General features: G+C 62.2%; 13 protein-coding genes. 8 read left to right on the forward strand and 5 right to left on the reverse strand.

Annotation, left to right across the window (positions count from 1 at the left end; genetic code table 11):
- Nucleotides 1-84 precede the first annotated feature (84 nt).
- The 5 genes from speA to ALTER154_RS05730 all read right to left on the reverse strand — a co-directional run bounded on the left by speA (nt 85) and on the right by ALTER154_RS05730 (nt 4,379).
- Nucleotides 85-1,998, reverse strand: a complete 1,914-nt coding sequence (speA, locus tag ALTER154_RS05710) for an arginine decarboxylase (RefSeq protein WP_090249529.1) — start codon at nt 1,996-1,998, stop codon at nt 85-87.
- Between the two features lie 124 nt (nt 1,999-2,122).
- Nucleotides 2,123-2,494, reverse strand: a complete 372-nt coding sequence (locus ALTER154_RS05715; protein ID WP_160085613.1) for a translation initiation factor Sui1 — start codon at nt 2,492-2,494, stop codon at nt 2,123-2,125.
- 19 nt (nt 2,495-2,513) lie between these two features.
- Nucleotides 2,514-2,705 carry a hypothetical protein gene (locus tag ALTER154_RS05720; protein ID WP_090249535.1) on the reverse strand — a complete coding sequence of 64 codons (192 nt, stop codon included), beginning with the start codon at nt 2,703-2,705 and terminating at the stop codon, nt 2,514-2,516.
- A 60-nt stretch (nt 2,706-2,765) separates the two neighbouring features.
- Nucleotides 2,766-3,302, reverse strand: coding sequence for an NUDIX hydrolase (locus ALTER154_RS05725; RefSeq protein WP_160085614.1), 537 nt, complete (start codon nt 3,300-3,302; stop codon nt 2,766-2,768).
- Nucleotides 3,303-3,305: 3 nt separating this feature from the next.
- Nucleotides 3,306-4,379, reverse strand: coding sequence for a DUF2333 family protein (locus ALTER154_RS05730; protein WP_160085615.1), 1,074 nt, complete (start codon nt 4,377-4,379; stop codon nt 3,306-3,308).
- A gap of 307 nt (nt 4,380-4,686) precedes the next feature.
- Between ALTER154_RS05730 and ALTER154_RS05735 the strand changes: the two genes are divergently transcribed.
- From ALTER154_RS05735 to ALTER154_RS05770, 8 genes are all read left to right on the forward strand, one after another.
- Nucleotides 4,687-6,306: a diguanylate cyclase gene (locus ALTER154_RS05735; protein WP_160085616.1), complete on the forward strand. Its 1,620-nt coding sequence runs from the start codon at nt 4,687-4,689 to the stop codon at nt 6,304-6,306.
- Between the two features lie 1,079 nt (nt 6,307-7,385).
- Complete coding sequence (locus ALTER154_RS21205; RefSeq protein WP_372239943.1) at nt 7,386-8,429, forward strand: methyl-accepting chemotaxis protein; 1,044 nt, start codon at nt 7,386-7,388, stop codon at nt 8,427-8,429.
- 137 nt (nt 8,430-8,566) lie between these two features.
- The gene (locus ALTER154_RS05745; RefSeq protein WP_160085618.1) at nt 8,567-10,333 is read left to right on the forward strand and encodes a protein-disulfide reductase DsbD; all 1,767 of its coding nucleotides are present in this window, start codon (nt 8,567-8,569) and stop codon (nt 10,331-10,333) included.
- A 120-nt stretch (nt 10,334-10,453) separates the two neighbouring features.
- Nucleotides 10,454-10,903 carry a type II 3-dehydroquinate dehydratase gene (aroQ, locus tag ALTER154_RS05750; RefSeq protein ID WP_160085619.1) on the forward strand — a complete coding sequence of 150 codons (450 nt, stop codon included), beginning with the start codon at nt 10,454-10,456 and terminating at the stop codon, nt 10,901-10,903.
- 22 nt (nt 10,904-10,925) lie between these two features.
- Nucleotides 10,926-11,387 carry an acetyl-CoA carboxylase biotin carboxyl carrier protein gene (accB, locus tag ALTER154_RS05755; RefSeq protein WP_160085620.1) on the forward strand — a complete coding sequence of 154 codons (462 nt, stop codon included), beginning with the start codon at nt 10,926-10,928 and terminating at the stop codon, nt 11,385-11,387.
- 17 nt (nt 11,388-11,404) lie between these two features.
- Nucleotides 11,405-12,754 carry an acetyl-CoA carboxylase biotin carboxylase subunit gene (gene accC, locus ALTER154_RS05760; protein ID WP_160085621.1) on the forward strand — a complete coding sequence of 450 codons (1,350 nt, stop codon included), beginning with the start codon at nt 11,405-11,407 and terminating at the stop codon, nt 12,752-12,754.
- A 145-nt stretch (nt 12,755-12,899) separates the two neighbouring features.
- Nucleotides 12,900-13,778 carry a 50S ribosomal protein L11 methyltransferase gene (gene prmA / locus ALTER154_RS05765; RefSeq protein ID WP_160085622.1) on the forward strand — a complete coding sequence of 293 codons (879 nt, stop codon included), beginning with the start codon at nt 12,900-12,902 and terminating at the stop codon, nt 13,776-13,778.
- 76 nt (nt 13,779-13,854) lie between these two features.
- Nucleotides 13,855-15,189, forward strand: coding sequence for a DUF3426 domain-containing protein (locus ALTER154_RS05770; protein WP_160085623.1), 1,335 nt, complete (start codon nt 13,855-13,857; stop codon nt 15,187-15,189).
- The last annotated feature ends 115 nt before the right edge of the window (nt 15,190-15,304 follow it).

A 15,304-nucleotide genomic window follows, 5' to 3' on the forward strand; every position in this document is an offset into this window, starting at 1 on the left:
GGAAGCGGAGTGTACTTTTGTACATGAGCATTCCGAGCCTGTTTTTAACGCAGTAGGGCCGACGCGCAGCAGATCGATTGTTCCCTAGGACGACAGGTAAGACGAACGGGTCAGCCCAAGACGCAGCGCGTCGAGGAACTGGGTGCGCTCGCGCGGGCTGATCTTGGCGCTGGCGACCTTGTCGCGGTAGTGGTTCATCAACTCCTCCGGCGACAGGTGCACGTAGCGCAGCATGTCCTCGATGGTGTCGTGGGTCTCGATACCGGCGTGGTACACGCTGCCATCGGCGTTCTGGTAAATGTTCACCGAGTCGGTGTCACCGAACAGGTTGTGCATATCACCGAGAATCTCCTGGTAGGCACCGACCAGGAAAATCCCCAGCAGGTAGTCCTCGCCCTCGCGCACTTCGTGCACCGGCAGGCTGGTCTCGATCGACTGCTCATCGACGTACTGGCGGATCTTGCCGTCGGAGTCGCAGGTCAGGTCTTGCAGCACGGCGCGGCGCAGCGGCTCTTCGTCGAGGCGGTTGAGCGGCAGAATCGGCAGCACCTGACCGATGGCCCAGGTGTCCGGCAGGCTCTGAAATACCGAGAAGTTGCAGATGTACTTGTCGGCCAGCTTGTCGTTGAGTTCGTCCAGCACCTGACGGTGCGAGCGTTGACGCGCCTTCAGCGAGTTGTGCAGGCGGCGGCACACAGCAAAGTAGCACTGCTCGGCCAGGGCTTTCTCAGTCAGGCTGAGTTTGCCATCGGCGTACTGAGTGGCTACATCGCTCATGTAGTGGGTGGCGCGCCAGTAAGTCTCGGTAACCATCTCGATATCGGTCGGGCCGAGCAGCTCAACCAGGTAACGCACGGTTTCCGGCAGGCTGGTGACGTCTTCGATCTTGGGGATCTCGTCGTTGTGTTTTTCCACGTCGGTGACCTGCACCACCAGCATGGCGTGGTGCGCGGTCAGCGAGCGGCCGCTTTCCGAGAAGATGTGCGGATGCGGCAGTTCCTGGGCATCGCAGAACTCTTTGAGCATGCCGACCACGACACCGGCGTAGTCGTCCATGTCGTAGTTGATCGAGCTGGCGTTGCGCGAGTGAGTGCCGTCGTAATCCACACCCAGGCCGCCGCCGACGTCGATATGGTCAACCGGCAGGCCCAGCCCACGTAGCTCGCCGTAATAGCGGATGGCTTCCTTGAAGCCGTGCTGGTAGTCGGACAGGTTGGCGATCTGCGAACCCATATGGAAGTGCAGCAGGCGGATGCCCTGATCCAGCTTGGCCGCGCGGAAGCGCTCGACCACCGACAGCAGCTGCGCCGCCGACAGACCGAACTTGGACTTCTCGCCGCCGGTGTCTGCCCACTTGCTTGATGCCAGAGACGACAGACGCACGCGTAGGCCGATCTGCGGCGCAACCTTGAGCTCGGCTGCCTCGTCGATCACCAGCTGCACTTCGGATTCTTTCTCGATCACGATAAATACGTTGTGACCGAGCTTCTGCCCCATCAGGGCCAGCTTGATAAATTCGCGGTCCTTGTAGCCATTGCAGACGATGGTGCCGCCCTTCGGCGCCAGCGCCAGCACGGCCATCAGCTCCGGCTTGGAGCCAGCTTCCAGGCCGATGGAGACGTTCTGCGTGGCGATGATGTTTTCCACCACCGCTTCCTGCTGGTTGACCTTGATCGGGTACAGCGCGGTGTACGGGCTCTGGTATTCCAGACGCGCGATATTGGCATCAAATGCGCCGGTCAGCTGGCGCACGCGGTCTTGCAGAATGTCCGGAAAACGCACCAGCAGCGGCAGCGACAAGCCGCTGGAACGCAGCTCATCGACCTGCTCGTAGAGGTCAATCGGCGTGCTTTGCGGGCCATTTGGGCGCACCTCGACACGGCCCTTGTCATTGATCGCGAAGTAACCCGCGCCCCAATGGCGAATACCATAGACGCTGCGGCTGTCCGCTACGGTCCACTGGCTGCCGTCATCTTTACGTGTGCGTCGTGCAGACATCGATGTCTCCCTTGCTGGCGATAGTGGCCTTGGCACAGCCAAGACGCGTACAGATTAAAGTCTGGAAATGACGATTACTCAGCTGTGACCCAAGGTCCGCCGAGGAAGTTTAGAAAAGACGGGGTCAGCCGCCGGACTTCTTGGCTTTAAAACCGTGCATGATCAGCTCGGCCATCAGCAGCTCGACGTGGTCACCCTGAATCTCGATCACCCCATCCTTGAGCGAACCGCCGCAACCGCAGCGTTTCTTCAGGGCACTGGCAAGGTCCTTGAGCGGCTCCTCGGCCAGCGGGACACCGCTGATGGTGGTCACCGTCTTGCCGCCGCGACCTTTGGTTTCGCGGCGCACGCGGGCGATGCCATCACCGTCGGGGATCAGGGTCTGTTTGCAGGTGCAGGCATCCACAGGCTGACTGCAGTCCGGGCAATGCCGGCCGCTGTCAGTGGAATACACCAGGCCGCTGAGTGCGGCGAATGACGAAGCTTTCTTGACCACCGGTTTGTCCTCGAAGGGGTCAGGATAGCGACTGGTCGACTGAGTGCTCGGGGTCGACCGCGAAGCCCCACTCTGGCAGGGGCAGCGCACCCTGGCGATACACGGCCAGGGCTTGAAGGCGGCGCAGTGTAACGGCAAAAGCCGCGACTGCTAAGTGTAAAAATGCGCCATTAATCGGCGGATTGGCGACCTTGTTCAGGATGCCGAACAAAACGTCCGGATATCCTGCACAAAGCCAGGGCTGACGCGGGGTTCGGCCGGTATCGAGGGCTTAGCGAGTGGCTGCCAGATAGCGCTGCAAGGCGGCCAGCGAATCGGGGCAATAGGGCAGGTGCTGGGTTTCGGCCAGCACCTCGTCGATGGAGATAAAGCGCGCCTCCAGTACTTCCTCCGGCTGCAAACGCAACGGCGCATCGGACACCGCCGAGTAGGCCATGCACCACAGGCGACTTTCCGGCGCGTCGTAGAGGAAATGCGCATGCTCGACCAACTGCGCGTCTTCGATCCCCAGCTCTTCAGCCAGCTCGCGCGCGGCCGATTCGGCGTAGCTCTCGCCTTCGAGCACCATGCCGCCGGCCGCCACATCCCAATAACCGGGATACAGCGCCTTGCTCAGGGTGCGCCGATGCACGCACAGCTGGCCGGCACTGTTGAACAGCAGGATATAGGTGCCTCGCCCGAGAAGATGCCGCGCGCGCAGCTCACTTCGCAACACACCGCCGAGCAGACGATCCTCCTCGTCGACCCAGGCGATGCGCTCAGCATCAGAGGCAGCGCGGTGCGCCACCTCGGCTTCGGACCAGGCCACCGCTTAACCCTGCGACAGCAGTTGGCGCAGGTCAATCAGCCCGGCATTGGCCCGCGAGATGTAGTTGGCCATCACCAGCGAGTGGTTAGCCAACAGGCCATAACCGCTGCCATTGAGGATCATTGGACTCCACAGGGTTTCCTGGGCTGCTTCCAACTCGCGAATGATCTGGCGCACGCTGACGGTGGCGTTCTTCTTCGCCAGCACATCGGCGAAGTCCACTTCAATGGCACGCAGCAAATGCGCCAGTGCCCAGGCCTGACCACGGGCTTCGTAGAACACGTTGTCGATCTGCAGCCACGGCGTTTCGTAATTCACGCCTTCTATAAAGTCGGCCTGGGCCACGCTATCGGCCAGCGCTGGATCAACCACTGCAGTATTCAGACGCACTTGACCGACACTCGCCGACAGACGCTGTGACAGCGAACCCAGACGCGTGGCGGCGTCGCCCAGCCAGTTATTCAGGTTGTCAGCACGGGTGTAGAACTGGGCATTGCCCTTGCTCGGGTCGCCCAAGCGTTCAAGGTAACCATCCAGTGACTTGATGCCTTCGGCGTATTCCGCCTCAGAGGCCGGCAACGCCCAGCTTTTGTGGTCGAAGTGGAAGCGCGGTTCGGCTTTGGCCAGGTCGGCGTCTTCGGTCGACTGCGATTGCGAGCGGGTGAAGTCTTTGCGCAGCGCACGGGACATGTCTCGCACCTGCACCAGCACACCAAACTCCCAGCTCGGCATGTTGTCGAGCCACAGGCCCGGTGGAGCGAGGTCGTTAGCCAGGTAACCGCCTGGCTTGTTGAGCAAAGTGCCAGCGACCTGCTTCAGGGTCTCCACCGTGGTGTAGCCATTCACCAGCTTGCGCCCGCTAGCCTGAGCCGCAGCTTCGGCGCGTTGCTGTACGGAAAATTGCGCGGGCTCCTGGCTCCAGTACCAGCCCACCACCAGCGCCACGACCAGGTAAAGCCCGAGCAGGCCTGCGACCAAGCGCGTAGCCGTGCGTCCTGTCGATTGATTCGGTGAGGTGGTGGCGGTGTCTGCGGCGCCAGTGCGCGTTTCGGCCGTTCGGTTTTTCCAATCCAGCATGGCAATGTCCTTTTGTTACCCAAGTAGCAAACTCGCGACCGGCTGCATGACCCGGCGGCTGTTAGTTTGACCACAACCCTCAAGCAGGGTTGCGCAACTGCCTTGCACTATAAGGGAAGCGCAGCCGACTGCGCAGCGGCGAACGGCAAACTTAGCGCCGGTTATGCCAATGGTGTATCTGTGATGCTATAGACAGAAGGCCGACGCCAATAGATCGACGGCACTCGCAATAATTCAAACGAGTGTTAGCATTGCTAGCACTAAGCCATCACCCGTAGCCCTGCGCTGCCCTTACTGAAAACGGGCCATGACCGAGCAAGAAGACCCTAGCCGCGACCGCCTTAAGCAGCACTTTGCCCAGCGCGTGATCAATCAGGCGCGTCAGGTATTGGAAGTCTGGCAGCGCCTGCAGCGCAGCGAGTGGAATGATGCCGGCATGGGTGAGCTGCGCGAGGCAACGCAATTGTTGCAGCGTTATGCCGAGCGCTTCGATCAAGCCGAACACAGCCAACTGGCCCTGGAAATCGACAGCTGCCTGCAACTGGTGACCGACAACCGCGGCCGCCTCAACAGCGAGCTGATCAGCCAGCTCAACCAGCTGCTGCAACGCCTGTCACGCACGGGCCTGAGGCATGGCGATCGCTTTGAGCAAACCGTGCTGCCACCCTTGCGCAAGCCGGTGTACTTGGCCTTGCAACACCTGGAGCGGGCCGAACAGCTGGTGCAGCGCCTGGAATTCTTCGGCATGAATGCGATTGCCCTGGACAGCGCCAACGCGTTTCGCAATGCCATGCTTGAGCGCCATCCGGCAGCGATCCTGATGGAAGTCGACTTCTCCGGCCCCGGTTGCGGCCTGCAATTAGCCAAAAGCGTGCAGGAAGGCCTGGAACACAGGATCCCACTGCTGTTCTTCAGCCCTGAAGACACCGACACCATGACTCGCCTGTCGGCTGTGCGCGCCGGTGGCCAGGAGTTCTTCACCGGCAGCCTGGATGCCTCGAACCTGTTCGAGCGCATTGAAGTGCTGACTAACGTGTCGCAATACGAGCCCTACAAGGTACTGATCGTCGACGATTCGCGGGCCCAGGCCACGCACACCGAGCGCGTTCTCAACAGCGCCGGGATCGTCACCCGCACCTTGATCGAACCCATCCAGGCGATGAGCCATCTGGCGGATTTCCAGCCGGACCTGATCATCCTCGACATGTACATGCCCGAGTGCAACGGCCCGGAACTGGCACAGGTGATCCGCCACAACGACCGTTATGTCAGCGTGCCGATCATCTACCTGTCCGCCGAAGACGACCTGGACAAGCAACTCGACGCGATGAGTGAAGGCGGCGACGACTTCCTCACCAAGCCGATCAAGCCGCGCCACCTGATCGCCACCGTACGCAACCGTGCCGCGCGCGCGCGCAGCCTCAAGGCGCGCATGGTGCGTGACAGCCTGACCGGCCTGTACAACCACACCCACACCCTGCAACTGCTCGAAGATGCCCGCTTCCGCGCCGAACGTGATGGTCTGCCGCTGAGCTTTGCGATGATCGATATCGACTTCTTCAAGAAGGTCAACGACACCTACGGCCACCCCATGGGCGACCGGGTGATCAAAAGCCTGGCACTGTTTCTCAAGCAGCGTCTGCGCAAGAGCGACCACATCGGTCGCTACGGCGGCGAAGAGTTCGCCGTGGTGATGCCCGACACCGACGCCGAATCGGCCCGCCGGGTCCTCGATGAGATCCGCCAGCGCTTCGCCGAAATCCAGTATTCCGCGCAGCCGCATGACCTATCCTGCACCTTCAGCTGCGGCATCGCCCAACTGGCGCCGCAACTGGACGGCAAACTGCTGTCGCAGCAAGCCGACCTGGCCCTGTACGTGGCCAAACACGGCGGCCGCAATCAGGTGGCGATCTACCAGGGCGACTGACCCCACCTGTCCCGGCCGATCATCGGCCACTCAGCAGAAAACTGTGACGCAGTCGGCGTCGTCATATTACGGTCACGAAAAAGCAATAAATTCTGAGGCTTAGCAGCCGCCTTGACGTCCACGTCGGCGGCCGAACCGTTCGTCATCGGTCGAGCCTTATGCGCCTGAAATCCCTTACCAACCTCAACACCCTGCTGCTGGTTACCGTCTGCGTCGCCCTGGCCGTCACGCTCTGGTGGTCGCAGCGAGCCCTGGAGCGCCCTTACCTGCTGATGGCGCGCTACCTGAGCCTGTCCCAGCAGTTCCAGGGCGAAGCCGCGCAGAACATCAGCGCCTACCTGGAAAGCGGCGACGCCCTGCGCCACAGCGCGGCCCTGCAGTCGTTGGACAGCCTCGAACAGGCCATGACTGAATTGCCCACGCAATTGGCGGATAACCTGCGCCCTAGCCTAGCTGAACTCAAAGCCTTCAGTGCCAACGAGCTACTGGCCGCAGGCAAGCTCTCCGCCGACCCGCAAGGCCTGCTGTTACAAGCCGAACGGGAAATGGACGCAGCACTGGAGCAGCTCGCGCAATACGCCGACAGCGGCGAAGCCAATGCCGCGGCCGCCTACCGCAGCCCGCTGTTCAGCGCGGCACGCCACTTAACACGCCTGGCCCACGCCCGCGACAAGTTGGTGCGCAGCGGCCGCAGTGAACTGGCCAGCGAAGTAGAACGTGAACTGACAGCCTTGGGTAAGCAGGCGCAAACCCTCACTGATCTGCCGCTGCTCGGCGTGGCCGACGCCAGCCAGTCGTCCGGCGATTCGTTTGCTGACATGCTGGGCTTGGACACCAGCAGTGAGAGCAGCGAGGCCGAAGACCGTGGTATTGCCCTCAAGCGCGATCTGGCCAACCTGATCAGCCGCTACCCGGCCGAACTGCAACGCACCCGTAATCTGATCGAACAACGCGGCGCTCTGGCCACGAGCACGCGCATGCAGATCGATCAGGTACAGCAGGCGCTGGCCGCGCTGGAACCGCAAGTGCGCGCCGAACATGGTCGCATCCAGGGTGAAGTACAGCTGATCCTAGGCTTGATGATCGGCCTGATTCTGTTGATTGCCCTGATCATCGACACCCTTCAGCGACGCCTAACACGGGTACTCACGCACTTGGTCCCCGCACTGTCCGCCTGGGCGCAAGGCGATTTTGCCGCCGACATCCGCCTGGACTCACGCACTCAAGAACTGCGCGATATCGAAGAGTCGCTAAACCGTCTGCGTGCCTATCTGGTCGATTTGGTCGGCACCATTCGCCGGCATGCCGAACAAGTAGTCGGTTCTAGTCGCACCCTGGCTGATCTCAGTGGCGGCCTGCACAGCGGCGCCGAACGTCAGGCCGGCGACACCGCGCAGATCCGCGATGCGCTCGGAGAGCTGCAGGCCACCATCCAGCAGGTTGCCGGCGATGCCAGCCAGGCCGCCGACGCCAGCCGCGACGCCAATCGCGCCCTGGAACAGGGCCAGAAGGTGATCGGCCACAGCCTTACCGGCCTGCACGAACTGGTTGATGAGGTGCAGGGCAACGCCCAGGCCATCGAACGCCTGGCCGAGGAAACCGCGACCATCGGCAATGTGCTGACGGTGATTCGTGGCATCGCCGAGCAGACCAACCTACTCGCTCTGAATGCCGCCATCGAAGCGGCACGGGCCGGCGAGCTGGGCCGCGGCTTTGCCGTGGTCGCCGATGAAGTCCGTTCGTTGTCGCAACGCACCAGCGGCGCGACAGCGCAGATTCAGGAACTGATCGGCCGCCTGCAACAGGCCGCGCTGCAATCTGTACAGGCCATGCGTACTCAGGTCGAACATGCCGAAGCCACCGCCAGCCAGGCGGAAGCCGCCGATGGCGCGTTGGATGAAATCGTCGTGGCGATCCGTACCATCGCCAGCATGGCCGAGCGCATCGCCGACGCCACCGCGCAGCAAAGCGGCGCGGTCAGTGAAATTCGCGGGCACAGCGAACGCATTCACACCCTGGGCGGCGACAACCTGCAGCGCATCGGCGAGGGCCGTAATCAGGGCGACCAACTGCTGCAACTCGGCGGCCAACTGCATACCGCCGTGCAGGCGTTCAGGGTCTAACAGACGGTTAACGGCCGCGGGCGCGGCAATCTGTCGCGCACCATACAGCCTGTAGACAAGACCGCTTACAGCCTAGGCCGTGCCCTGAGCCGCCCGCCTCCGCTATGATGCGGCGATTCCCGCATCACGAGCCTGCCATGCACCGTCTACTCAGCCTGCTTCTGCTTCTGGTCGTACTGCCGGCCAGCGCCGGCCTGTTCGATAAGCCGCCCGCTCCTGCGCAGCTCGGCGCGCCCCTGAACAACAGCGCGGACTTCCTGCCCGTCCGTGAGGCATTCAAGCTGAGCCTGATCAGCAGCTCCAGCGAGTCAGTGAAACTGCGCTTTGTCGCCGCCGAAGGTTATTACCTGTATCGGCACCGCTTCAGTTTCAGCAGCGAGCCAGCCGATATCCAGCTGGGCCAGGCCGTGTTACCGGCCGGCAAAGCCAAGCATGATGAGTACTTCGGCGATGTCGAGGTGTATTACGAGGTGCTGGATGTCGAGGTACCGGTCGACAACCCGAACAATCGGCCCTTCAACCTCAGCGTCAACTACCAGGGCTGCGCCGACAAAGGCCTTTGCTACCCACCGGAAACCGAAGTGCTGGCGATTGGCGGCGGTGCGGCCTCTAGCAGCGCCGTCCCGGGTGCCGCAACACCCTGGAGCTGGACCGATCTGGCGCTGTTCTTCCTCGGTGGCCTGGCGCTGACCTTTACCCCGTGCGTGCTGCCGATGCTGCCAATCCTCACCGGCGTGGTACTACGTGGCCAGCCGGGCGGCATGCGCAGCCTGGTGCTGTCGCTGGCCTACGTGCTGCCGATGGCCCTGAGCTTTGCCATCCTCGGCGCGCTGATGGGCCTGTTCGGCGCGGAGCTCAATCTGCAGGCACGCCTGCAATCGCCCTGGGTGCTGGTGCCGTTTGCGATCTTCTTCGCGCTGTTCGGCGCAGCCAGCCTGGGCTTTCTCGAACTGCGCCTACCGGCGGCAATCGACGGCCCGTTGCAGCGCCTGAGCCAGAAACTGCAGGGCGGCACGATTTTCAGCGCAGCGGCGCTCGGCGTGCTGTCCAGCGTGCTGGTTTCACCTTGCGTATCCGCGCCACTGGCCGGCGCGCTGCTGTACATCAGCGCCAGCGGCGATGCCCTCGGCGGCGGCCTGAAACTGCTGGCTCTAGGCCTGGGCATGGGCGCACCCCTGGTGCTGTTTGCCGTCGGCGGCGGCGCCTTGCTGCCGAAATCCGGGCCGTGGATGCTCACCGTGCGCAACCTGTTCGGCGCACTGCTGATGGCCGTGGCCATTTGGCTGCTCGAACGCGTCGTACCCGGCCCAGTCAGCTTGGCGTTGTGGGGCTTGCTCGCCGCCGGCATCGCGCTGTGGCTGGGGGTGCTGGAGCTGACGCCGAAAACCCATCACCAGAAACTTGCGCAACTGCTAGGCCTGCCCCTGCAGGTCTACGCCTTGGTGGCCTGGGTCGGCGCACTGCAAGGCCAGGATGACCCGCTACGACCGCTTGGCCGCATGGTCAGCACCGCCGAAGCCACTCAGGTGCAAGCTGGCCAATGGCAAACTATCAGCACCCCCGCCGAACTGGATGCCGCCTTGCTTGCCGCACAGAACAATAGCAAGCCACTGCTGCTCGACTGGTACGCCGACTGGTGTATCAGCTGCAAGGTGATCGAACGCGAAGTGCTCAACGCCCCGGAAGTCGGCCGCCAACTCGGCGACTATCAACTGGTGCGCTTCGACATCACCGAAAGCAACCCCGCCCAGCGCGCCCTGCTCGACCGCTACCAGCTGTTCGGCCCCCCGGCGATTCTGCTATTCGACGCCAAGGGTGACGAATGGCTGGATCTGCGTGTCGTAGGTGAGGTGGATGCGACGACCTTTGCTGCGCGCCTGAGCACGGCGCGGGAACGTTTTTAACGCCTCGAGTCATATATTTGCCGCAATCTGCGGTCATCGTGTCGACTATTGCTGAGAACTGGACAGCCCTGCGCTGTCGCGGCATAGTCCTGCCCAGTAGAAAAACAAGGATTAAGGATCATGGCGACCTTATTGGTACTGCACGGCCCCAACCTCAACTTGCTCGGCACTCGCGAGCCAGGGGTTTACGGCGCCGTCACCCTGGAGCAGATCAACCTCGACCTGGAGCGCCGCGCGCGTGAGGCAGGCCACCATCTGCTGTACCTGCAGAGCAATGCCGAGTACGAGCTGATTGACCGTATTCACGCCGCAAAAGGCGAAGGTGTCGACTTTATCCTGATCAATCCTGCCGCTTTTACTCACACCAGCGTCGCATTACGTGACGCATTGCTGGCAGTGAGCATCCCATTCATCGAAGTGCATTTGTCCAACGTGCACAAACGCGAAGCTTTCCGCCATCACTCCTACTTTTCAGATGTCGCGGTGGGAGTGATCTGCGGCCTTGGCGCCAGCGGTTATCGACTGGCCCTGGAGGCTGCACTCGAACAACTTGAACTTAAGCGCCCCTGACCTCACCGGGAGTTGAACCACTATGGATATTCGTAAAGTCAAAAAACTGATCGAGCTGCTGGAAGAATCCGGTATCGACGAGCTGGAGATTCGCGAAGGCGAAGAGTCCGTGCGGATCAGCCGTCACAGCAAGCAGCCGGCCTTTATGCAACAACCGATGTATGCACCAGCGCCGGCGCCAGCCGCTGCTCCGGTGGCCGCTGCACCAGTCGCCGCTGAAGCCGCCGCCCCCGCTGCCGCCAAGCTGAATGGCACCGTGGTGCGCTCGCCAATGGTCGGCACCTTCTACCGCGCATCCGGCCCAACGTCAGCCAACTTCGTAGAAGTCGGCCAGAGCGTGAAGAAAGGCGACATTCTCTGCATCGTTGAAGCGATGAAGATGATGAACCACATCGAGGCCGAAACCAGCGGCGTGATCGAATCCATCCTGGGCGAGAACGGTCAGCCGGTGGAATACGACCAGCCTCTGTTCACCATCGTTTGATCCACGGAGAGCCAGCGATGTTGGAAAAAGTTCTGATCGCCAACCGCGGCGAGATCGCCCTGCGCGTCTTGCGCGCCTGTAAAGAGCTCGGCATCAAGACCGTCGCGGTGCATTCCACCGCTGACCGCGAACTGATGCACTTGGGCCTGGCCGACGAGTCGGTGTGCATCGGCCCAGCCTCTGGCGCGCTGTCCTATTTGAATATTCCGGCGATCATCAGCGCAGCTGAAGTCACTGGTGCCACGGCTATCCACCCTGGCTATGGCTTCCTGGCGGAAAACGCCGATTTCGCCGAACAGGTGGAAAACTCCGGTTTCGCTTTTATCGGCCCGAAAGCCGAGACCATTCGCCTGATGGGCGACAAAGTCTCGGCCAAGGACGCCATGAAGCGCGCCGGCGTACCGGTGGTTCCTGGCTCTGACGGCCCACTGCCGGAAGACGAGGAAACTGCCCTGCAGATTGCTCGCGAAGTCGGCTACCCGGTGATCATCAAGGCCGCTGGCGGCGGTGGTGGTCGCGGCATGCGCGTGGTGTACAAGGAAGAAGACCTGATCAAATCGGCCAAGCTGACCCGCAGCGAAGCTGGTTCGGTGTTCGGCAACCCGATGGTCTATCTGGAGAAGTTCCTCGGCAATCCACGTCACGTGGAAGTCCAGGTGATCTCCGACGGCCAGGGCAACGCCATCCACCTGGGTGACCGCGACTGCTCGCTGCAGCGCCGCCACCAGAAGGTACTGGAAGAAGCGCCGGCACCGGGCATAGATGAAAAAGCCCGCGCCGAAGTACTGCAACGCTGCGTCGATGCTTGCATCGAGATCGGCTACCGCGGCGCTGGCACCTTCGAGTTCCTCTACGAAGATGGCCACTTCTACTTTATCGAGATGAACACCCGCGTACAGGTTGAGCATCCGGTTTCGGAAATGGTCACCGGCATCGACATCGTCAAGGAGATGCTCAGCATCGCCGCTGGCAACAAGCTGTCGTTCAAGCAGAGTGACGTGGTGATTCGCGGCCACTCGCTGGAGTGCCGAATCAACGCCGAAGACCCGGACAACTTCATGCCCTGCCCTGGCAAGGTCAAACACTTCCACGCCCCAGGCGGTAATGGCGTACGGGTCGATTCGCATCTGTACAGCGGCTACACAGTACCGCCGCACTATGACTCGCTGATCGGCAAGCTGATCACCTACGGTGCCACCCGCGACGAGGCCCTGGCCCGCATGCGCAACGCGCTGGATGAGATCGTCGTCGACGGCATCAAGACCAACGTGCCCCTGCACCGCGATCTGGTCCGCGACAAAGGCTTCTGCAAAGGCGGCGTGAATATCCACTACCTAGAGAAAAAACTGGGTATGGATAAGCACTAAGCTTCGGCTAAGCGCACAGACAAGGGCTGCCATTCGGCGGCCTTTGTCGTTTCTGCCAACCGCAAGCGGTGGCAGCTGCACCACCGCTTCAAGTAAGCTGCGCGCCAATTTGCGCCATCCCGCCACAACGTTCACGAGGTTTCCCATGCCCTGGTTACAAGTCCGTCTCGCCATCACCCCTGCGCAGGCGGAAACCTACGAAGATGCGTTGCTGGAAGTCGGTGCCGTCTCGGTGACCTTTATGGACGCCGAAGACCAGCCGATTTTTGAGCCGGACCTGGGCACCACGCCACTGTGGTCGCACACCCACCTGCTCGCGCTATTCGAAGCCGATACCGACGCCAACGCAGTGTTTGCTCACCTGCAACTGCTGACCGGCGCCGAATTGCCGGAGCACCAGGCTGAAGTAATCGCCGACCAGGACTGGGAGCGCAGCTGGATGGACGGCTTCCAACCGATGCGCTTCGGTCAGCGCCTGTGGATTGTGCCGAGCTGGCACGCTGCGCCGGAGCCGGACGCGGTCAACCTGCTGCTCGATCCGGGCCTGGCCTTCGGCACCGGCACCCATCCGACTACCGCATTGTGCCTGGAATGGCTGGACGGCCAGAACCTGCAGGATTGCAGCGTGATCGACTTCGGTTGCGGCTCGGGCATCCTGGCAATTGCCGCCCTGCTGCTCGGCGCGCCGCAGGCGGTGGGCACCGATATCGATATCCAGGCCATCGAGGCTTCGCGCGATAACGCTGGGCGCAACGGTATCGACCCGGTGCGTTTCCCGCTCTACCTGCCGGACGACATGCCGCAACAGCCAGCCGACGTGGTGGTCGCCAATATCCTCGCCGGCCCGCTGGTGGCGCTGGCCCCGCAGATCACCAGTTTGGTCAAGCCGGGCGGGCGCCTGGCGCTGTCGGGCATCCTCGCCGAACAGGCCGAAGAGGTGCGCGCCGCCTATAACGACGCCTTTATCCTCGACCCGACCGCAGATAAAGACGGCTGGGTGCGTATCAGTGGTGTACGCCGCTAACTGCCCCAGCGCGCACAGCTGCTGCATTACCAAGCACTTGCGTTAGACTAGCCGCCTCGTTTAGCCGGATCGCCGCATGACCCAGAGCTTCGTCACCCAGTGCCCCCATTGCCGCACCAGCTTTCGCGTGAACCTCACGCAGCTGGGCGCCGCCCATGGTGCCGTGCGCTGCGGGGCCTGCCTGCATGTGTTCAATGCCGCGCAACAGCTTCGTGAACAGGGCCAGCAACTGCCACCACCCGCAGTGCCTGCCGCTGCGCCAGCGCCGGCACCTCAGCCCATCAAACCGCTTGCGCCACCAGCACCGCCGGCCGCAGCCAGCACACCCTCTGCAATACATCCCGCGCCTGCCAGCAGCAAAAGCAGCGATACACTGTGGATTCATGACGACCTGGACCTTGACGGCCTCGATCTGGACGAAGAGCTGGCCAAGCTCGAAGCCCAGGAGCAGCAGCTGTCCAAGCAGTTCCTGGCGATTGATAGCGCACCGAAATACGCCGAAAATTTTCTGGCGCCCGAACCGATTGAGCGCGACCCGCATGACGAGCGCTGGGCCGAAGCCCTGCTGCAGGACGAGCTGACCAAGCCAGCGGCCAGCCTGAGCGTCAAACCTCAGCCGCTGACGCCACCTGTGCGGCCGACTCCGCCGTCTACACCAGTAGCGCCCGAGCCAGTCAACGAGCCCGATGACGAGCCGCCGCTCGACCTCAACGCCCTTGACCGCCGCCACCCAGAGCCGGAAATCGAGCACATCGAACTGCATGCCGAGCGCGAGCCATTTAGCTCGCGGGCAGACGAACCAGTTGATGAAGAACCCACTGTTGCGGCACCGAAAAAGACCGCGCGCAGCGAGCCCGAACTGAGGGACGAGCACCTGTTCGAGCTGGATGACGAGCCGCTGCAGCTGGACTGGCAACAACCGAAAAAGCCCTGGGGACGCTGGATCGGCTGGGGGTTTCTGAACCTGATTGGGGCCAGCGCCCTGGCCGGGCAGTACGTGATGTATCACTTCGATGAACTGGCGCGCCAGGATCAGTACCGCCCCTGGTTCGAGCAACTCTGCCCGGCGGTCGGCTGTCAGCTGCCCTCCAAGGTCGACATCACCCAGGTCAAGAGCAGCAACTTGGTGGTGCGCAGCCACCCGGAATTCAGCGGTGCTCTGGTGGTCGATGCCATCCTCTACAACCGCGCAGCGTTCTCGCAGCCTTTCCCGCTGCTGGAAATGCGCTTTGCCGACATCAACGGCCAACTGCTTGCCAGCCGCCGTTTCAAGCCCAGCGAATACCTCGCGGGCGAGCTGGCCGGCAACGCGGAAATGCCGCCGCAGACGCCTATTCACATCTCCCTGGACATCCTCGACCCAGGCACCCAGGCGGTGAACTACAGCCTGAGCTTCCACTCGCCGGAATAGCCTGCATGCCGCGGATTGCTTGAAAATCCGCGCTAACCAAACCCTTCGCGATAAGGCCAGAGCTGTTCAGAATTTGTTCAAAACAGCCTTTCTCCGGTCATCCAGAGCGGGTATC

The organism is Pseudomonas sp. 9AZ, assembly GCF_902506525.1.
Taxonomy (GTDB): domain Bacteria; phylum Pseudomonadota; class Gammaproteobacteria; order Pseudomonadales; family Pseudomonadaceae; genus Aquipseudomonas; species Aquipseudomonas peli.